At 46.0% G+C, this 20,453-nt stretch carries 16 protein-coding genes; 3 read left to right on the top strand and 13 right to left on the bottom strand.

Features of this window, described 5'->3' with window-relative positions; genetic code table 11:
* Positions 1 to 2: 2 nt before the first annotated feature.
* Both ACQ4MX_RS25925 and mntR read right to left on the bottom strand, forming a co-directional pair.
* The gene (locus ACQ4MX_RS25925) at positions 3 to 1,739 is read right to left on the bottom strand and encodes a family 10 glycosylhydrolase (RefSeq protein ID WP_431088107.1); all 1,737 of its coding nucleotides are present in this window, start codon (positions 1,737 to 1,739) and stop codon (positions 3 to 5) included.
* Positions 1,740 to 1,877: 138 nt separating this feature from the next.
* Positions 1,878 to 2,303: a transcriptional regulator MntR gene (gene mntR, locus ACQ4MX_RS25920; RefSeq protein WP_007430946.1), complete on the bottom strand. Its 426-nt coding sequence runs from the start codon at positions 2,301 to 2,303 to the stop codon at positions 1,878 to 1,880.
* 250 nt (positions 2,304 to 2,553) lie between these two features.
* On the opposite strand from mntR, the gene splB reads away from it, so the two are divergent.
* Complete coding sequence (gene splB, locus ACQ4MX_RS25915) at positions 2,554 to 3,618, top strand: spore photoproduct lyase (RefSeq protein WP_431088104.1); 1,065 nt, start codon at positions 2,554 to 2,556, stop codon at positions 3,616 to 3,618.
* Here splB and ACQ4MX_RS25910 read toward each other — a convergent pair.
* From ACQ4MX_RS25910 to adhE, 8 genes are all read right to left on the bottom strand, one after another.
* Complete coding sequence (locus ACQ4MX_RS25910) at positions 3,611 to 4,327, bottom strand: cytochrome c biogenesis CcdA family protein (RefSeq protein ID WP_431091416.1); 717 nt, start codon at positions 4,325 to 4,327, stop codon at positions 3,611 to 3,613. The genes splB and ACQ4MX_RS25910 overlap by 8 nt on opposite strands.
* Before the next feature lie 150 nt (positions 4,328 to 4,477).
* Entirely contained in the window at positions 4,478 to 6,496 is a 2,019-nt protein-coding gene (metG, locus tag ACQ4MX_RS25905) for a methionine--tRNA ligase (protein ID WP_431088102.1), read from the bottom strand.
* A gap of 419 nt (positions 6,497 to 6,915) precedes the next feature.
* Complete coding sequence (yidD, locus tag ACQ4MX_RS25900) at positions 6,916 to 7,197, bottom strand: membrane protein insertion efficiency factor YidD (protein ID WP_431088100.1); 282 nt, start codon at positions 7,195 to 7,197, stop codon at positions 6,916 to 6,918.
* Position 7,198: 1 nt separating this feature from the next.
* Positions 7,199 to 7,690, bottom strand: coding sequence for a Fur family transcriptional regulator (locus ACQ4MX_RS25895; protein WP_431088098.1), 492 nt, complete (start codon positions 7,688 to 7,690; stop codon positions 7,199 to 7,201).
* Between the two features lie 251 nt (positions 7,691 to 7,941).
* Positions 7,942 to 10,161 carry a stalk domain-containing protein gene (locus ACQ4MX_RS25890; RefSeq protein WP_431088096.1) on the bottom strand — a complete coding sequence of 740 codons (2,220 nt, stop codon included), beginning with the start codon at positions 10,159 to 10,161 and terminating at the stop codon, positions 7,942 to 7,944.
* Between the two features lie 220 nt (positions 10,162 to 10,381).
* Complete coding sequence (gene pflA / locus ACQ4MX_RS25885) at positions 10,382 to 11,140, bottom strand: pyruvate formate-lyase-activating protein (RefSeq protein WP_431088095.1); 759 nt, start codon at positions 11,138 to 11,140, stop codon at positions 10,382 to 10,384.
* A gap of 65 nt (positions 11,141 to 11,205) precedes the next feature.
* Positions 11,206 to 13,467 (bottom strand): formate C-acetyltransferase, encoded by a 2,262-nt coding sequence (pflB, locus tag ACQ4MX_RS25880; protein WP_431088093.1) that lies wholly within the window; start codon positions 13,465 to 13,467, stop codon positions 11,206 to 11,208.
* Positions 13,468 to 13,797: 330 nt separating this feature from the next.
* On the bottom strand, positions 13,798 to 16,410 hold the full coding sequence (gene adhE / locus ACQ4MX_RS25875) for a bifunctional acetaldehyde-CoA/alcohol dehydrogenase (protein ID WP_431088091.1): 2,613 nt from the start codon (positions 16,408 to 16,410) through the stop codon (positions 13,798 to 13,800).
* Between the two features lie 258 nt (positions 16,411 to 16,668).
* Here adhE and ACQ4MX_RS25870 point away from each other — a divergent pair, with 258 nt between their 5' ends.
* Positions 16,669 to 17,385: a Crp/Fnr family transcriptional regulator gene (locus ACQ4MX_RS25870; protein WP_134913695.1), complete on the top strand. Its 717-nt coding sequence runs from the start codon at positions 16,669 to 16,671 to the stop codon at positions 17,383 to 17,385.
* A gap of 272 nt (positions 17,386 to 17,657) precedes the next feature.
* Here ACQ4MX_RS25870 and ACQ4MX_RS25865 read toward each other — a convergent pair whose 3' ends face one another.
* Positions 17,658 to 18,425, bottom strand: coding sequence for a DODA-type extradiol aromatic ring-opening family dioxygenase (locus ACQ4MX_RS25865; RefSeq protein ID WP_431088089.1), 768 nt, complete (start codon positions 18,423 to 18,425; stop codon positions 17,658 to 17,660).
* A gap of 341 nt (positions 18,426 to 18,766) precedes the next feature.
* Here ACQ4MX_RS25865 and ACQ4MX_RS25860 point away from each other — a divergent pair, with 341 nt between their 5' ends.
* Positions 18,767 to 19,045: a hypothetical protein gene (locus tag ACQ4MX_RS25860; protein ID WP_431088088.1), complete on the top strand. Its 279-nt coding sequence runs from the start codon at positions 18,767 to 18,769 to the stop codon at positions 19,043 to 19,045.
* Positions 19,046 to 19,123: 78 nt separating this feature from the next.
* On the opposite strand, the gene ACQ4MX_RS25855 is transcribed toward ACQ4MX_RS25860, so the two are convergent.
* Complete coding sequence (locus ACQ4MX_RS25855) at positions 19,124 to 19,447, bottom strand: winged helix-turn-helix transcriptional regulator (RefSeq protein WP_134913689.1); 324 nt, start codon at positions 19,445 to 19,447, stop codon at positions 19,124 to 19,126.
* 268 nt (positions 19,448 to 19,715) lie between these two features.
* Positions 19,716 to 20,447: a ThuA domain-containing protein gene (locus ACQ4MX_RS25850; protein WP_431088085.1), complete on the bottom strand. Its 732-nt coding sequence runs from the start codon at positions 20,445 to 20,447 to the stop codon at positions 19,716 to 19,718.
* Positions 20,448 to 20,453: the final 6 nt, after the last annotated feature.

Raw genomic sequence — 20,453 nt, 5'->3', positions numbered from 1 at the left:
AATTATTGATAATAATTTTGAAGTAGCTGAATGAGTCCGTACGGATTTTTCCGTAAATGCTGTGCGCTAAAATAAATATCCCCTTTAACCTGATTATAATTCTCGTTCAGCTTGAGTTGCTTAATCAACTCTTCGGCGGATTGCCAACCCTTTTCAGGAGTGCCGATTTTATAGGGGGAATGTCCGATGTACAGCTTAACATCTGAATTTTTGACCTCATTGGACCACCATGCCACAAGCTTGTCATAGCCAGCAGCCGGGAAACCGATACTCCAATAAATCTGTGGAGCTACATAATCAATCCAGCCTTTGTTAATCCAGGTACGTACATCCGCAAACGTCGTATCATACGCTGTAACTCCAGCCTTGGTGTCTGATCCGGTCAAGTCTTGAGACTTGTTGCGCCACACACCAAAAGGACTAATCCCGTACTGCACCTTGGACTTGCTTGCATGAATGCTTTTGCCCAGATCACGGACAAAGCTGTTCACATTATCTCGCCGCCAGTCGCCTTTGTCAGAGATTTTGTTAGCGTTATACGCTTTAAAGGTCGCATTATCATCAAAAGTGCCGCTGTATGGATAAAAATAGTCGTCTAGATGAACACCGTCAATATCGTATCCATCCACAACTTCCATAATCGCATCAATGACATGCTGGCGAGCAGCAGGAATTCCCGGATTGATGTAGAGTTGACTGCCATTCTTAACGATCCAATCCGGATGCTGGTTAGCCACATGGTTTGCAGCTAAACCACTGGTCGTTCCTGTAGAATTGGCGCGGAAAGGGTTAAACCAGGCATGAAACTCCATCCCCCGCTTGTGAGATTCGCTAATCATAAATTTCAAAGGATCATAGCCCGGATTTTTCCCCTGGGTGTTCGTCAGGTACTTGCTCCATGGCACAAGATTAGACGGATACAGCGCATCACCGCTGGCCCGGACCTGAACAAAAACCGCATTAATACCCATCCCTTGCAAATCATCAAGCATTTTGGTAAATTCCTGCTTTTGCTTCTCGGTGCTGCTTCGTGCGGCAGAAGAAGGCCAATCCCCGTTAATCGTAGAAATCCAAGCCCCGCGCATGGAAGTCGAAGCTTTCACTTGCACGACATTTCCCTGCGAAGAATTGGAGCTGCCCTCATTGGTTGAAGTAGACGGAGAAATGACGCTCGCCTGCTCATCATCATCGATTCCCTGATTCATACCTACACTTCCCTGATTGTCAGGTGTGGACGTATTGGAGCTGGAGCCGCCACCGGAAGATGTTGTTCCGCCTGTGGAGACACCTTCTTTACCACTACTTAACGTAATGACTCGCTCTGTAGCCTGCCAGTCCACTTTTAATCCCAACTCTTCCCCAACAAAACGCAGCGGCACCATGACTCTTCCGCTGGTCATACGCGCAGATGCGTCCAATCGAACTGACTTGCCATTCACCGTAGCACTCTGTCCGCCGTTCTCCATAGAGATGTTTTTATCCTGCGCTGTGATGGTTACCGTACCGGACGATGCTGACCAGTTGACTTGAGCGCCTAATCCCTCACTAATCACTCGCAAAGGCACCATCGTTACGTTGGCCCCTTGTACAATATACGGTGACGCATCACTTTGCAGCGTTTGCCCGTGCAATATAATTTCAATCTCTCCGTTTGGAGCTGCTTGCGCTCCAGGCACGACTGCCGTCTGCACCGCTAACAGTAAACCAGCAGCCAGTGCCCATGTTTTCTTCCAATTCATATGATTACTATCCTCCGCTAACCCCGTTAATTTTTAACCCCTGTCTTGTCCTGCTATATAATGGATAGACGCTAATAACCGGGTATTTGTTGCGGTAGAGACAAATAAAAAAGCATCTGTCCTTGCGGACGATGCCTGTCAGGAATCACCGCTCAATTCCTTGTGTATATCGTGAAGCTGGCGCAGACGATCTTCATCCCGGCGGAAATATTCGACCAATGTCTCAATGCGGGTGATGGAATCCCAGCTTAAATGGTGCTCAATACCTTCCACATCTTTATAGATCAGGTCCTTATCGACCCCAATCATATCCAGAAATTGCTCTAGTAACTGGTGGCGGTCAACCAGCCGTTTGCCGACCTTTTTCCCTTTGGGTGTCAAAATTAATCCCCGATATTTCTCATATACGAGATAATCGTCCTTATCCAGCTTCTGGATCATCTTGGTAACGGACGAAGGATGGACCTCCAGACCTTCTGCGATATCCGAGACACGGGCGTATCCCTTCTCATCAATCAGTTGGTAAATGCGCTCCAAATAATCTTCCATGCTTGGCGTTGGCACTTGTTTCCCTCTTTTCTGTTATTGAACGGGCGCTACCGCCTTCATTTCCTGCGTTGAACCTACTATGTAATGATACATGTTATCATTGCCTATTGGCAAGTCTCATCCCCCCGCTCACAGCTATTGCCACGATTTGTTCAATTTAAGCAGGGCACACTAATAGCGTCCCTGTATCGTTTACCTACGGCATGAGTAAAGTTGGACAACTGAGCTACTACTGGGGATTTTATTCCTGAAAGGAGCGTTACCCATGTCCACGCTTGAGCGTACTCCTGTCAAAACCAAAGGAACCAAACCGTTCGTGCCTGATCTGGTATTCTTCGAGCCGGACGCACTGAATTATCCCAAGGGTCAGCGTATTATGGATTGGGTAAAAGTCAAAGACATTCCGTATCGTATGACCACATCCCATAACCGAATTACCAATTTACCGGGCGAAACCGAAGTTGAAAAGTATCGAATGGCGAAAAAGACGTTGGTCGTCGGTATTCGCAAAACGCTAACTTTCGACCAGTCCAAGCCCTCTGCTGAATACGCCATTCCCATTTCGACCGGATGTATGGGACACTGCCACTATTGTTATCTGCAAACGACATTAGGGGCAAAGCCGTATATACGCGTCTATGTCAATACCGATGATATCTTATCGGCAGCTAAAGGCTATATCGAGGAACGTGCGCCTGAAATTACTCGTTTTGAAGCAGCCTGTACCTCCGATCCGGTCGGTTTGGAGCATATCACCGGATCGCTCGGAGAATTGATTCGTTTTATGGCAGATGAAGAATTTGGTCGCCTGCGTTTTGTTACCAAATATCATCATGTCGATCCGCTACTGGATATTCAGCATAATGGTCATACCCGCATCCGGTTTAGCATTAATTCCGATTATGTTATTAAACAGTTTGAACCTGCGACTTCGCGCTTCGAGGAACGCATTGAAGCGGCAGGTAAAATCGCCCGAGCCGGTTATCCGCTAGGTTTTATTATTGCGCCGATCATCTGGTATGACGGCTGGGAAGAAGGATATGGCGAACTGCTGCGCAAATTGAGTGAAACCTTGCCTCAGGATGCCACAAATGATCTGACGTTCGAATTGATCCAGCACCGTTTTACCAAAACGTCCAAGGCTGTGATCGAGAAGCGTTATCCAAAAACCAAGCTGGAAATGGACATGGAGAAACGTAAGAAAAAATGGGGCCGTTGGGGACAGAACAAATACGTTTATCCCGATGAACAGCAAAACGCACTGCGAGAATTTATCACAGAGCGCATTTTTGAACATTTTCCATTAAGTCGTATTGAATATTTCACATAACCAGCATCCAATTCGGCGCTATCCGCTGTAAATACAGCGTTACATCCGTCATATGATCTGTTACTAGTAAAATTCCGGTGATGATCAGCAGTATACCGCCTATTTTTACAATAATTGACGTGTAACGTGAGGATAGACGAACAGAGCCGGCCAGTAAAGCCAATGCAAAAAATGGAATCGCAAAACCAAGCGCGTAGCCTGTGACCAGCTTGAACCAGGTATGATGCTCTACTGCCGCCAAAGCAATAATAGCTGTCAGCATGGGACCGATACAGGGAGACCAGCCTGCCGCAAACCCGATTCCGATCACAAAGGAACCGGCGTAACCGGCAGGCTTCCATGTCCAGCGAAACTTATGCTCCCTCATCAAAATCAAAGGCTGCACTACGCCAAGTGATACCAGCCCCATCACCAAGATCAATAGCCCCGCAACTACCCTTAGCGTATCCTTATAATTGCCAAACCATTCTCCAAGCAACCCTACACTTGCACCCAAGGAATAGAATACTACGGAAAAGCCCAGCACAAAAGCTAGGGTATGTCCCATCGTACGATAACGTACCTCAGCCTTATGCCGCCCTTCGGCCAGTTCACGTGCCGACATTCCCGTCATATAAGATAAATAAGAGGGGTATAGTGGTAAGCAGCAAGGTGAGAAAAAAGAAACCAGTCCCGCTATGATCGCCAGCCCGGCGTTAACATCCGTCATCATGACGTCCTCCCGTCTGTCTTAAGTAAACACGAGCATACAAGCCCTATTACTAAAACATACGTGAGGAAGCATCCAAATATGTTGCAACCCAAAAAGCGTATGCCCCGGCATACAAGCCGAAAGACATACGCTCATGACGAGCTTTATTTATTTTACAATCGCGCCGTTAGGCATGCTTTCCGGTACTGTAGCTAGCGTAAGCTGATCTCCGTGCGATGCTGCCAAAATCATTCCTTGAGAAAGTTCCCCGCGCAGCTTCACAGGCTTGAGATTGGTCACACAAATCACCTTGCGTCCAACCATGTCCTCCGGCGTATAGAACTTGGCAATGCCCGATACCACCTGACGTTGTTCATAACCAAGATCAAGCTGAAGCTTCAACAACTTATCGGCCTTCTTCACAGGCTCACAGGCGATAACCTGAGCGACGCGCAGTTCTACCTTGGCAAAGTCCTCAATACCAATCTCTTCCTTCGCCTCTGGCGCTTCTTGGCCCGTCTTCGCCGCATTCTGCGGTTGAACCTGCGCAGTAGCTTCCTCCGCCTTCTTGCCGCCCGTCATCGCTTCCACGATGAAAGCAACCTCCTGCTCTGAATCCAGACGCGGGAAGATGGGATTGCCTTTGACCAGTTGCGTTCCTTCCGGCATGCGACCAAACTGCTTGCCGCTGTCCCATGCAGTCAGTTCGCCTTCCTTGATGCCCAGTTGCTCCCAAATTTTATGCGGAGCACGGGTCAAGAACGGTTGGAGCAAAATAGACGCAATGCGCAGGCTTTCTACCAGATGCACCATAACGGATGCCAGCTCACGGCGCTTGTTCTCATCCTTGGCCAGGTTCCATGGTTGTGTTTCGTCAATATACTTGTTGCTGCGGCTAATAAATTGACTAATCGCCGTCAACGCCACGGAAAACTCCATGTTTTCCATCGCTTCTTCCACTTTACTGTAAGTCGCTGTTGCCATTTCTTCCAAAGCCCCGTCGAATGCTGTTACTTTCGCTTCATAAGCCGGAACCTTGCCTTCAAAATATTTGTCTACCATCGCTACGGTACGATTCAACAAATTACCCAGATCATTCGCCAAATCAGAATTGACCCGATCCACAAAACTTTCCGGTGTAAAAGTTCCATCCGCACCAAAAGGCACCTCACGCAGCAAGTAGTAACGAAGTTGATCCAGACCATAACGGTCAATCAGCGTTACAGGGTCTACGACGTTACCTTTGGACTTGGACATTTTACCGTCCTTCATAAGTAACCAGCCGTGTGCAAATACTTTTTTAGGCAACGGGAGATCCAGCGCCATCAGCATGATTGGCCAGTAAATCGTATGAAATCGTACAATTTCCTTCCCTACGATATGCACATTGGCAGGCCAAAATTTATCGTACAGCTCGGTATTGGAGGAACCATAGCCCAGAGCTGTAATGTAGTTGGAGAGCGCATCAATCCACACGTATACGACATGCTTCGGATCACCCTTCACCTTAACGCCCCAGTCAAAGGTTGTACGGGATACAGCCAAATCCTCCAGCCCCGGCTTGATGAAGTTGTTAATCATCTCTTTTTTACGGGATTCCGGCTGGATAAACTGCGGGTTCTCCTCATAAAAATGCAGCAAACGATCAGCATACTTACTCATACGGAAAAAGTAACACTCTTCCTTGACCAGTTCTACAGGGTGTCCGCTGTCCGGGCTTTTACCTCCAGCTACATTGCCTTCCGCATCCTTCACCACGTCAACCAGTTGAGTTTCTGTGTAGTAAGTCTCGTCAGGAATGCTATACCAGCCTTCATATTCGCCTTTGTAAATGTCCCCTTGCTTGAGCAAACGATCAAAAATTTCCTGTACTACACTCTTGTGACGCTCTTCCGTTGTGCGGATAAAATCGTCATTGGAAATGTCGAGCTTCCGCCATAAATCCTGAATCCCTGCCACAATATCGTCAACAAAACGCTGTGGTGTTTTGCCAGCCGCACTCGCCTTTTGCTCAATCTTCTGACCATGCTCATCCGTTCCCGTCAAATAGCGCACCTCGTAGCCGCGCAGCCGTTTGTAGCGGGCCATTGCATCTCCGGCTACCGTAGTGTACGCATGACCGATATGTAGCTTGTCGCTTGGATAATAAATCGGTGTCGTGATGTAAAATGTTTTCTCATTGGACATGTGTATTGCCTCCTGTTTTGTTCACGGCAGCGAAATAAGACATGCTCCCTTGAATTTGGTACTCCAATTCATGCTTTTCACACTAATTGGGCACAAAAAAGACCCTCGCCCCTATGGGACGAGAGTCACCTCACGCGTTACCACCCAAATTTCCCGTATCCTCGCAGACTACAGGCTTCACCGGTCACTCTGACCGCCCATTAACGCTGGATCACGCCTCTCCCTTACGGTCGTTCGCCCTATAACCATTGAACTGGTGGCAAACACGCTCGAAAAAGGTTCCTCCAGGACCATATTCAGGCTTCGTTCCAGACCGGTTTGCAGCTAACCCCGGCTCTCTGTACTGGACGGTTGACCCTACTCATCCCTTCGCAGGAAAACATTATTATCCAAAATATAACCAAACGCGCATAGCAATGTCAAGTCAAGCCCTTCCCGGCACGATCAGCAAAACGATCTTCGTCAGATCTCTTTTTAGCAGGAGGCACCAGGTCTACACCGCCTGGATGAAAGGGATGACACTTCGCTATACGTTTGGCGGCCAGCCAGGAGCCTTTGAGTGCTCCATGCACCTCCACCGCCTCCAGCGCGTACTGTGAGCACGTCGGATAGAAGCGGCAGGTCGGTGGCTTTAATGGTGAAATATAGGATCGGTATAACTTAATCGGAGCTTGAACCACTCTTCGTATGGTAATCTTCATTTCAGTAGCCTCCGTGGCTGTGAGTGTGACCGCTCGCCTGTTTATATCCCCCTTTAGAATTGGCTTCTACGTGCCCGTTCTTTTCCTGGCATTCCTTGCAATAGCCGAAAATTTCAAACTTGTGCTCGACGATTTGGAACTGATCTGTCGTATCTGTCATCTGCATCGGGCAGAAAGAGATCGGTAATGTTTTCTGACAACTCAAGCAAATCATATGGTGGTGGTGATGATGCTCATTGCAGCTCACCTTGAACTTCATTCCATCCTCAAAAGATACCTGCTCCAGCACACCCAATTCCTGCATCACACGCAAATTACGGTAAACGGTGTCAAAGCTGAGTCCACTGTATTTTTTACCCATATATTCATAAACGTCTTTGGGGGACAGATACCCTTCATTCTCGGAAAATAACGTGGCCAGCGTCTTGCGCTGATCCGTAATACGCAGCCCCTGAGTGGACATTGTTGCGATAATCTCATCCTTTGTCAGCATGCGTTTCACCCTCCCCTGCCTGTAGTTTCAGGTTATCTGATGCAGGCTTAGGCTTGCATCTACTTATTATACCACGATTAAAGTCAAAGTTATAAGAGATATTCGCGCTCTTGATAAAGAAAAAACGTTCTCCTGTACTGGAACCGAATCCGCAGCAGGAGAACGCCTTTATTCTGTAAGTGATCTGACTTTAAACGGTGAATGATGAGACCCTTTCGGTCTAAGCCGATAAACAAAACCGGATATTCATATTAATTTTTAATAGCTGGTAATGGCATAACTACCACGGAAACTGGCAAGTTACTACCCGCCGCAGCAGTGAAATACATCTCTACACTTTCCTCGATATGACCTGTACGATACAGTACACTCATCTCATTCGGAGCCCACACGGAGCCGTTCGTCGGGATACCCACGACCTGATTATTCACCATAGCATAGCCAGAGTATTCACCACCACGCGGATTAAATGTAATCAGGGAATACGGCGCTACGCGATCCAGTTTAACCTTATACACAACACCAAAATTACCCGCATTGGAGGAAGAAGAACCGTCCAGACCGTCTGAACCAAGCAGGTTCGGGTCTACTTTATTGTCGCCAAGAACGATGCGCTGAGCTGTTTTACCAACCTCTTCTGTATATTCAAGCGAGATATCGGAATTAGCGTATGTTCCGCGGTTATGAATTCCATCCTTCGGCAGTTTTGCCAAGGTAGGCATTACAGTCAGTGGATCTACATTTGCATCTAGCACAATAACTGTGTATTGGATCGGTTGATCTGTATACAGGTCAGACAAGAGAGAAATAACCTGTTTTTGCTTAATTTTTTGCGCGCTCAAATCCTGTAAAATAACGCGGCTTTCGCCCGGATTCAGGACTGTGCTAGAGCGTTTGCTTCCATCCTGCATAGATTGAAAGTACCGTTGGATCGAAATTTTACCCGCAGCGGTTGCAAACTCAGATGGTCCGGCAAAACCGGAATTTTCGACGTTCATATTAGCAGCTGTAATATTATTGTTTGTCGCGATTACGTACATTTTCACATCTCGGCCCGTTTCATTCACATGATGGACGAGTACACGCGTGCTGCCTGATCCCATTTCCTGATACACAATACCATCCTGGAATACACGTTCCGGGCTGTTAGCACGGATCAGAAGACGTGGTGAAGATGTACTGGTCAAAGGTATAGTAGCCATGGTAGGCACCTGACTGCCGTCCACACTGTATTTATCACCATAAGGCGTGAAGATTTTGTTAAAATCATCTTCGTTGTACAGCAATTCATTCGTAATTTTAATCGTTTCGCTTACAGTACCTGTTGCACCATGCTTATCAGTCACAGTCAGCGTAATGGTCACATCACCCGGTTCGAAAAATGCCAGTTTCTTATTCACCCAATCACGTTTGGTGATCGCATTTTCATCATCCGTACTCAGATCCGTAATCGTGATTTTTTCACCCATTTTGTATTCTTTTTTATCTGTTGTAAACAGAGCCACTGGCGGCTGATTCGGCGGTCTTACCGTAATCGTAACTGAGTATGGATCACTCCAGTTCCCTGCGGAGTCAAGAACGGAATAGGTAACTACATATGTACCTGGCTCCTGAAATACGTCCTGCTTGCCTTCCCAACGTTGATTCACAATTGGAAGACCTGTAGGAGAAGATTCCTTCGTCAAATACGTAACCTGAGTTTCGCCCGCATAGATATCTTTTTGCTGAACCGTGAAGGAAGCTTTAGGCTTTTGATTCAAATCCATAATAACCTGTTTTGTCGTATTATTTACAGTATAAGGAATATTTAAGGCCTGTGTAATAGACGTCAATGGCACCATAAATACGTTCTTTTGCTGGAATGCCGGCCCCTTCATTTGTCTAGCTTCACCGTTAACCGTGTAAACCTTGCTGTCAGTCTTGAAGCGCAGCACGTTTGTACCTTGGGTGATAACAGTTTCCTTGGTAGCAGTGTCATAACTAAACTGTAATCCGACGCGGCTGACCAGCGAACGGATAGCTACATAAGAAACGCCGTCCTTGACTGTCATCGGCTGAGTCGCCGTGTACACCTGTCCGTTTTGTTCCATTTTTGCGCTGTTCAAATACAAAATCAGTTGATTTGCACTCATGGATGTTGGAGAACCACCAGGGTTGGTGATCGTTCCGTCTCCACCGTATACATCATTGGATACGTTCGATCCGTTGGTTGTATCCGTCGGCAAGCCGGACAACGGATCATTGGATACGCCTGTGTTATCAGGTGTCACCGTGTCATTTGGTGTTCCAGTGCTATCTTGTCCCCCGATGCTATTCTGAACGCCGGAATCTGTGACATTGGCCTGAGCCTGCTGTCCGCTAACCGAATCGGTGGATTGAACAGTGGATATTGCTTCTGCTCCTACAGGGGCTACTGCGGCCACCTGGGCTACCGCAAGCGCGGTGAGCATGGTCCATTTCTTGAAATTCATTCTCTGTCTCCTTCTATTACCAAATTATTATCATTCCCGTAAAAAGTCATACTATTAGACGCGGCTGCTACCCAAAAGTTGCTGGGAATTTTGCTGAACATGAAAAAAAGGGAACTTTCTCCTGTGGCTGCAAGAAATTCTACAACAAAAAACCGCCGCCCATCTGACCTGATGGGACGGCGGCTTCATAACCAGAAAATATTTTAAAGGCCATTCAATATTATGACGGACGGCCGACGGCATTTGTCCCTGCGGTCTCCAGACGGCCCTCTTCAATGAGACGGTAAGCCCGTTGAACCTCTTCATCTGTAGGGGACGGAACCCCTTCCAGCGGATACGCCTTGCCGAGCATTTCCCACTTGTATACCCCCATTTGGTGGTAAGGTAAAATTTCGAACTTTTCGACTCCGTTCAACGTTCCTATAAACCGACCCAAATTCAGCAGATCCTGCTCGTCATCATGAATACCCGGTACAAATACGTGTCTAATCCACATCTTGCGCCCTTGTTCAGACAACCAGCGTGCCGTACTTAGCATACGATCGTTGGACTTGCCTGTAAGCTTAATATGCTTGTCGTTGTCAATATGCTTAATATCCAGCAACACCAAGTCCGTTACGTCCAGCAGTTCTTGGATACGGCCTGCGTCATTAAAACCGTTACTGTCCAGCGTCGTGTGCAAATTCCAGCGTTGCTTCACTTCTTTGAACAGCTCTGCTACAAAATGAGCTTGCAATGTCGGTTCTCCACCGGATACGGTCAATCCGCCTCCAGAAGAACGGTAGTAGGCTAAATATGGCTCAATTTCAGCCAATACCTCCTTCAGTGTCATTGGATTGCCTTCATTTAAAGCCCAAGTGTCCGGGTTGTGGCAATATTGACATTTTAACAAGCATCCTTGCATAAAAAGCACGAAGCGGATGCCGGGACCATCTACGGTCCCGAAGGTTTCCAATGAGTGTATGTGACCTTTCAGCATGTTGCATCTTCCTTCCCGCATCCGCTATGCGTGCGTCGTTGTAATATATGATACGTAAGGCTTTGTTACATTGTACCGTGGAAAGTACGGTTAATAACATCCAGCTGTTGTTCACGAGTCAGCTTGATAAAGTTAACGGCATAACCCGATACACGAATTGTAAGCTGTGGATAGTTTTCTGGGTGATCCATCGCATCCAGCAATTGTTCACGAGCAAACACGTTGACGTTCAGATGATGCGCATGGCTTCCAAAGTAGCCATCCATCATGGAAACGAGATTCGTTTTGCGTGTTTCTTCTTCTTTACCCAGGGCTTTAGGCACGATGGAGAAGGTATTCGAGATACCATCCAGACTGTGCTCGTAAGGCAACTTAGCTACGGAGCTAAGGGAAGCCAAAGCACCTTTTTTGTCGCGTCCGTGCATTGGGTTCGCACCTGGTGCAAACGGTTCGCCAGCTTTACGTCCATCCGGTGTTGTACCTGTTTTCTTACCGTACACCACGTTGGAAGTAATGGTCAGCACAGATTGAGTAGGAATCGCATTCCGGTAAGCTTTGTGCTTGCGGATCATACCCATGAAGGACTCTACCAGTTCTACTGCGATGTTATCTACACGATCATCGTTATTACCGTAGCAAGGGTATTCCCCTTCAATTTCAAAGTCAATGGCGATGCCTTTTTCGTTACGGATCGGTTTAACCTTCGCATGTTTAATGGCGCTCAGGGAATCGGCAGCAACGGACAGACCAGCAATACCACAAGCCATCGTACGGACAATATCACGGTCATGCAATGCCATTTCAATCCGTTCGTAGCTGTACTTGTCATGCATGTAGTGAATAACGTTCAAAGTGTTCATGTACAGTTTTGCCAACCATTCCATCATTGGCTTGAAGCGGCTCAGCACTTCCTCGTAATCCAACACTTCACCTGTAATTGCAGGATATTCAGGACCCACTTGAGCACCTGATTTTTCATCCACACCACCGTTGATGGCATACAACAAAGCTTTAGCCAAGTTGGCACGGGCACCAAAGAATTGCATTTGTTTACCGATTTTCATTGCCGATACACAACAAGCAATACCATAGTCATCGCCATAAATCGGACGCATCAGATCATCATTTTCATACTGAATGGAGCTAGTTTCAATAGAAACTTTGGCACAATATTTTTTGAAACCTTCAGGCAATTTTTCTGACCACAGTACAGTTAGGTTTGGCTCTGGTGCAGGTCCCAAATTGTACAGGGTGTGCAAGAAACGGAAGCTGTTTTTAGTAACCCGAGTTTCTCCAGTAATGGACATACCGCCAATGGATTCAGTTACCCATGTTGGGTCTCCGCTGAACAGTTCATTATAGTCAGGTGTGCGCAGGAATTTAACAATACGCAGTTTCATAACAAAATGATCGACCAATTCTTGTGCTTGCTCTTCTGTCATTGCGCCTTCTTCCATATCCCGTTGAGTATAAATATCAAGGAAGGAAGATACACGTCCCAAGGACATTGCTGCACCATTTTGTTCTTTGATCGCTGCAAGATAGCCAAAATACACCCATTGGAAAGCTTCTTTCGCGTTGTTAGCAGGCTTTGAGATGTCGAAACCATGCTCAGCAGCCATTTGTTTCAGCTCGTTCAAAGCGCGAATTTGCTCGGAAATTTCTTCACGCAGACGAATTACGTCTTCTTCCATTGAATCCACTTCAAGACTTTTCAGTTGAGTCTTTTTGTCTTTTATCAGGAAGTTTGCACCGTACAATGCTACACGACGGTAGTCACCGATAATGCGTCCACGACCATATGCATCCGGCAAACCAGTGATAATACCCGCTTTACGAGCTGCTCTCATATCATCAGTATAAGCGTCGAATACACCCTGATTATGCGTTTTACGAATATGAGTGAAGATATCAACAATGCTTTGCGGTACTTCAAAGCCATAGGCTTTGCAAGCGTCGATCATCATCCGGATTCCACCAAACGGCTGCAAGGAGCGTTTGAATGGAGCGTCTGTTTGTACACCGACAACTTGTTCTTTATCCCGGTCTAGATAGCCCGGCTTATGTGAAATAATGGTGGATGGCGTATTCACGTCTACATCAAGCACGCCGCCGTTTGCCAGCTCTTTTTTGGTAAGATCGGATACAATATCCCACAGTGCAGTTGTGTTGGCAGTAGGACCAACCAGAAATTCTTCGTTGCCGACATAAGGTAAGATATTGGTTTCAATAAAATCGTTGACGTTGACTTCTTTAGTCCATTTACCTTTTTTGAAACCTCTCCAGCCAGATTGTTGCTCTTGTAATTCTCTCTCAATCACCGACATGTAAATCCCTCCAAATTGTTTGGTCTTCCGGACTTGTGATTTTTTTCACATTAAAATAGTGTCTCGAGCCCGGCCTTTTCACCGATGCCTTACGCTCAGTGTCGGGACCTTTCTTACACCCTTATTGTAGAATAATGATAGAGTGTAGTATGTGACAAAAATCACAATATGGGTGACATTTATCACTTTATTTTCCCTAGCGATTACGCCCGTACCTGTATCCTTGCCGTTCACCTCCCTTCCCAAACCAACGCAGGCCCTCTATATAGAGAGCCTGCGTTGGTATTGAACGGGAAAATGCTTAGTCACAAGCCTCTTCGTACCTATATATTATTGGTCAAAACGTCCGTAGAAGGCGTCGCGGTATACATCAGCCAATTCGGTAACCAGCGGCAGCTTCGGATTCGCAGTTGTACATTGATCCTCAAAAGCGCGGTCAGCCAGATAATCTACACGCGATTCAAAATCCTTCGCATCGAAGCCGATTTGCTGGAACGATTCCTCGATACCGAGTGTTTTGTTCAGCTTGCGGATCGCTTCAATCAGGCTATTAACCCCTTCTTCAGTCGTACGGGCAGGCAGTCCCAGTATGCGTGCAATTTCTGCATAACGCTCATCCGCAACAAAGTGCGAATATTTAGGGAACGAAACGAATTTTGTCGGTTTTTTCGCATTATAGCGAATGACGTGTGGTAACAAAATGGCATTTGTGCGACCGTGCGCTGTGTGGTATTGTCCACCCCATTTGTGCGCAAGACTGTGGTTAATACCCAGGAATGCATTGGCAAACGCCATCCCTGCCAGTGTGGAAGCATTATGCATTTTTTCACGAGCCAACTTGTCGCCAGTCAGAGCCGATTGCTCCAGGTATTGGAATACCAGTTGAATGGCTTTAATCGCCAGACCGTCTGTGTAGTCACTAGCCATTACAGACACGTAAGCCTCAATGGCATGTGTCAGAACGTCCATACCTGTATCCGCTACAGCCGTTTTAGGAAGCGAATATACAAATTCAGGGTCAATAATTGCCACATCAGGAGTCAGCTCATAGTCAGCCAGCGGATACTTCGTGTTGCCCTGATTTTTGTCTGTAATAACTGCGAACGACGTAACTTCCGAACCTGTACCCGAGGTTGTAGGAATGGCTACAAATTGCGCTTTTTGACCCAGACGTGGGTACTTGTAAATCCGTTTGCGGATATCCATAAATTTTTGTTTTAAGTTGTTGAAATCAGTATCTGGGTATTCATAGAACATCCACATGCCTTTAGCCGCATCCATCGGCGAACCGCCGCCCAATGCAATAATGCAATCCGGTTGGAAACGTCTCATCATTTCAGTACCACGTTCTACCGTAACTGTCGATGGATCTGGCTCTACTTCCGAGAACACTTCGATAGCTACTGGTGTTTGGCGCTGGTGTAAATAATGGATGACACGATCCACATATCCGAGTTTCACCATCATAGGGTCTGTGATAATGGCTACACGTGTGATATCAGGCATTTTAGCAAGATACTGAGTCGAATTTTTTTCAAAATAAATTTTGGAAGGTACTTTGAACCATTGCATATTCACCGTACGTTTCGCCACCCTTTTCACATTAATCAAGTTGACTGCCGATACGTTCGACGAAGTCGAGTTACGTCCGTACGAACCACAACCGAGTGTCAGCGATGGAAGGTTGGTGTTGTAGATGTCACCGATCGCACCATGTGTGGAAGGTGCATTTACAATAATACGGCCTGTTTGCAAACGGTTTGCGAACCGGGCGATAACGTCCTCATCGTTCGAATGAATAGCGGACGAGTGGCCCATGCCCCCGAATTCCACGACTTCAGCAGCGCGTTGAATACCTTGTTCAGCATTTTTTACTTTATAGCAAGCCAATACAGGACTCAATTTTTCCGCAGACAATGGGAATTTTGTTCCTACTCCTTCAATCTCAGCGACCAAAATTTTAGTTCCTGCTGGTACTGTGATACCACTCATTTCAGCAATTTTCACAGCAGACTGTCCGACGATAGCTGGGTTCACTGCACATTTCTCGACATTCATAGCTCCTTGAGTGAGCTTAGCTGCTTCTTCTTTATTTACAAAGTAGCAACCGTTAGCGATCATCAATTTTTTCACTTGTTCGAAGATTGGCTCTTCGATAATAACCGCTTGCTCGGAAGCACAGATCATACCGTTATCAAAAGATTTGGAGAGGATGAGGTCATTCACGGCCTGCTTGATGTCTGCTGTTTTTTCAATAAAGCAAGGCACGTTACCTGGGCCTACACCCAGAGCCGGTTTACCGCAGCTATACGCCGCCTTAACCATGCCTGATCCACCAGTTGCCAGAATCAGCGCCACATCCGGGTGATTCATAAGTGAATTTGTCTTATCCATCGATGGAGCTTCAATCCATTGAATACAATCGGCCGGAGCACCATGTTTGACGGCTGCTTCAAGCAAGACGCGAGCTGCTTCCGCACTACACGATTGAGCGGATGGATGGAAACCGAAAATGATCGGGTTACGTGTTTTAATAGCAATCAACGCTTTGAACATTGTAGTTGAAGTCGGATTAGTCACTGGAGTGATCCCCATAATGATGCCGACGGGTTCTGCTATTTTTTGAAAACTGTCAAAGTCATTATCTTCAATGACACCGACGGTTTTTTCATTTTTGATACTATGATAGACATATTCTGTCGCAAACATGTTTTTGGTGATTTTGTCCTCGTACACGCCGCGTCCTGTTTCTTCAACAGCCAGCTTTGCCAGATGCATGTGCTTATCCATCCCTGCGAGTGCCATAGCTTGTACGATTTCGTCAATCTGCTCCTGATTCATACTCATGAAAGCCTGCTGTGCCCGGTTCCCCCGGTCAATCAGCGTTTGAATATACTGCTCAGCGCTTTGCTCTTTTTGGATAACCTCGTTTTTAACAGCCATTTCCCTCATCCTCCTGTTATCTCGTGTACTATCTCTTGTTCACGCACTGATCGTAACACAGCTTTTCAAGATATATTGTGATTTTTTTCACAATATATTTAAAATTTTATTTTATGAAGTGAATTAAATCACAAAGTTTGGAATTCTGCCACTTTTACCCCCTCTTCTTGCCCCAAAAACTCATAGCACAGGTATATAATGAATTTGAATTGATCAAGTTGCAGATAAAAAACAAAGGAAACAAAGGGGAAATGGACGATGAGAAACCCTGCAAACGTAATGGAAGCCCGCGGCAACACCTGTTGCTTCTCGGAGGCCAGCTTCAACCGGCTGCAAGTGATGATGAAAGATCGGGTCATGCCAGAAAGCTCGCATCTATTCTGGGAAGGAGATACAGCGGATAAGCTGTTTTATATCAAGCGCGGACGCGTAAAAGTAACAAAAACAACGGATGAGGGTAAGGAACTTATACTATATATGTACCAAAGCGGCGATCTGATTGGTCAAGCTGATCCATTTTTCGGTACCAAGCACTCCTTTTCTGCCGAAGTTCTGGAGGACAGTGATATCGGTGTTGTCGATCACACGGATTTGGAGCTGCTCATTTGCCAGCACTGTGATTTTGCCATTGACTTTATGAAATGGATGGGGTCCCACCACCGTATTACCCAGACCAAGTTTCGCGATTTGATGATGTACGGCAAGCCCGGTGCTCTGTGCTCCACACTGATCCGTCTGTGCAACACCTACGGAGAGCCTCACGGCGAGCATATTCTTATTCATAAAAAAATTACTCATACCGACCTGTCCAATATGATCGGTGCCACCCGTGAAAGTGTAAACCGGATGCTGAGTGATTTGCGTAAAAAAAATGCAGTCGAATATGATAATGGCATGATCGTTGTCAAGGATTTGGAAATGCTGCAAGGCATATGTCATTGTGAACTGTGCCCGCGTGAGATTTGCCGAATTTAAATTATTTGTTTTATTTTATGTAAAAGAGAGTGTTCTGTAAACTGTATGGCTTACAGAACACTCTCTTAATTTTATACTCCCACTCCACCTAAATGGCGGGCAGCAGCGGATCAATCCATTTGAATCTGAAGAAGCGAAGCGTTCGCCTTTGCAGCGGGATTCTCACCTCTAAATGCCTTATACAACCCAAAAGAATCCCGCGGCAACAGCGATCGTAAGATCAAATGGATCGTGAAGCGCCTAACATCCCGCCAACATTCTTTTCCACACTTTTAGAACTGGAAGCACAGATAACTTAAATTCCCCATCTCATAGCTTCTGTGGACAACCTTGGCTCTATTCGCCGGATCTCCACTCCCCATGGCAATAAACAACGGTACAAAATGTTCAGCCCTCGGTACCGCCTGACGAGCATACGGGGCTTCACTTTCATAGCGGTCCAAGGCCTGCACATCTCCATTCTGTACCTTTTCAATAATCCAGTCATCAAAATCAAGAGCCCAAGGCTCTGTTTTCGTTTCTCCCCATTTGACGATGCGCAGATTATGGACAGTTACACCACTCCCAATGACCAAAATATCCTGTTCACCTAGCCCGCGCAACACTTCTCCGATAGCATATTGTGCTTTCGGCGATAGAAACGGATTCACAGAAATCTGAACTACCGGGATATCCGCCTCAGGATACATACGATGCAGAAGTGTCCAGGACCCATGATCCAGCCCTCGCGCCCCATCTGTTTGTACATCAATGCCCTTTTGCTCATATAATTCTTTCAACTTGGCCGCCAGCTCCACCGAACCATGAGCCGGATATTTCACTGCATACAGCTCCGGTGGGAAACCGCCAAAATCATAAATCGTATCGTAAATGCCGTCTATCGAACTAATTGTCAATGTCTGCGTCTCCCAATGGGCAGTGAAGATAACAATAGCTTTCGGGCGAATACTCTTTCCAAGCTGCTCCAGAAAAGCAGTATATTCTGTCTGTTCAATAGCAAGCATAGGTGATCCGTGGGCTAAAAACAAAGATGGCATCATGTGAAAATCCCCTTATCTTTTTTTAAATTTATTTTTCTCAACAAGTAACTTTATGTAAGTAATAATACATAAGTAACAAGGTTATGTCAATTCAGACTTTAACATATACCTATAAAACGTCTCTTCCTTAAATAAAGATTGATATAGGTATAAAGTCATAGTAATATATAACTAATAAATTTTAAATATTCACTATAAATCGATATAAAGGACTGGTTTCTATGGAGATACATACTGCTAATTGCCCAAAGTGTGGTTCCGTTTTCCGGCAAAATCTTAGAAACCTGTGCAATACCTGTATCCAAGAAGAAAATTTATTTTATGATCGCTGTTCCAACTATTTGTGGAAACATCCCGCTACTCATACTCGCCAGCTTAGTGAAGCAACCGGCACACCTATGGATTTGCTCACAGACTGGGTAAGAGCAGGCAAGTTTCCCTCCACCTATAGCCAGCTTGATTATCCTTGCGAGTCTTGCCATTCCCCGATTTATGCGGGAAGACTTTGCCATTCCTGCCTCGGTACGTTCCGTACGGCAGCGCTTGATATTCAAACCCGTGTCCCCCGTCGTACTGCAACCGGATTATTTTCAATCGCAGGCCGCGCCAAAGGCTATTAAGAATTACAAAATAAAAAAACAGCCTTTTTCCTAGGAAAAGGCTGTTTTACTATGAAAAACGTTTATTCGGCTTGATACTCATCTAATCCATTCCTCAGCCCAATATTGAATCTGTTCCATGACCGGCTGAAGTGCACGGCCTTTGGTCGTCAGCTCATATTCAATGCGGACAGGAGTTTCCGGGTATACATGACGTGTAAGAATCCCTTCATTCTCCAGATCCTTCATCCGCTCAGACAGCATTTTATCGCTCATTGTGGGAATCAGATTGGAAATATCCTTAAAACGCTTGGGACCGCTCATCATAGATTGAATAATCAGTCCGTTCCAGCGCTTACCCAGACATGAAAAGGCACTTTCAAAACGCGGACACATTTTCGCAAGTTGCGGTTGACCCTCCATATTTTTCACCTTCTTTAGCATTTCGGTTTGATAAAGCTTTCCTTTTGTTAGTATATATCATTTTAGCATACTTTATCCCGAAAGAAAACACTTTCTTCTTAATTTAATACCCAGTCCGATAAAGTTGCCATGACCAAAGCTGATTATACAATAAACCGGCATAAGAGGTATATGGCAAATACGTTAAATCAAAAACAGGCGGAATCTCAAGAGATTTCCGCCTGTCAGTCTGTTCAATATCAAGTTTATTTTAACCAATAAATGGAAATTATACCAATACACCACCGAGAGGTCTGACAGGTTGGCTTTTACCAAAAACTGGTTGAACAATGCTTGTAGGATAAGCCCAACGAATACTGTTAGCAATAACCTTCAGAATATCGGGCTGGTAATAGGTTGGATACGTTTCATGACCCGGTCGGAAATAAAATATTTTACCACTGCCACGACGGAAAGTACAACCGGTTCTGAACACCTCTCCACCTTCAAAATTACTAACAAAAACCAATTCATCCGGCGCCGGGATATCAAAAAACTCACCGTACATCTCTTCGTGCTCCAACAGAATTTTAGCGTCAATGCCCTCCGCAATAGGGTGGGACGGATTGACGGACCAAATAATTTCCTGTTCGCCTGCCACTCTCCATTTCAGATCACAGCTTGTGCCCATCAGGGCTTTGAACGGCTTGGAAAAATGTCCAGAGTGGAGCACGATCAAGCCCATGCCTTCCTGTACCCGCTTTACAACACGGGCTGTAATTTCATCACTCACCTGATCATGTGCTTTATGCCCCCACCACAGCAGCACATCTGTGGAATTCAGGATTTCTTCTCCTAAACCATGCTGGGCATCATCACGCAACGTAGCCGTTCGAATGGCGAACCCTTCGCCTGACAGCCCATCAGCCAATGCCTTGTGTATCCCATCAGGATATACCTGTTTGGCTTCATCATTCAGCTTCTCGTTCAAAAATTCATTCCAAATGGTGACGTTAATCATCAATAC

The sequence above is a fragment of the Paenibacillus sp. 8b26 genome (assembly GCF_050626875.1).
In the GTDB taxonomy this organism is placed as follows: Bacteria; Bacillota; Bacilli; order Paenibacillales; family Paenibacillaceae; genus Paenibacillus.
This window is presented reverse-complemented; position numbering and strand designations above follow the sequence as displayed.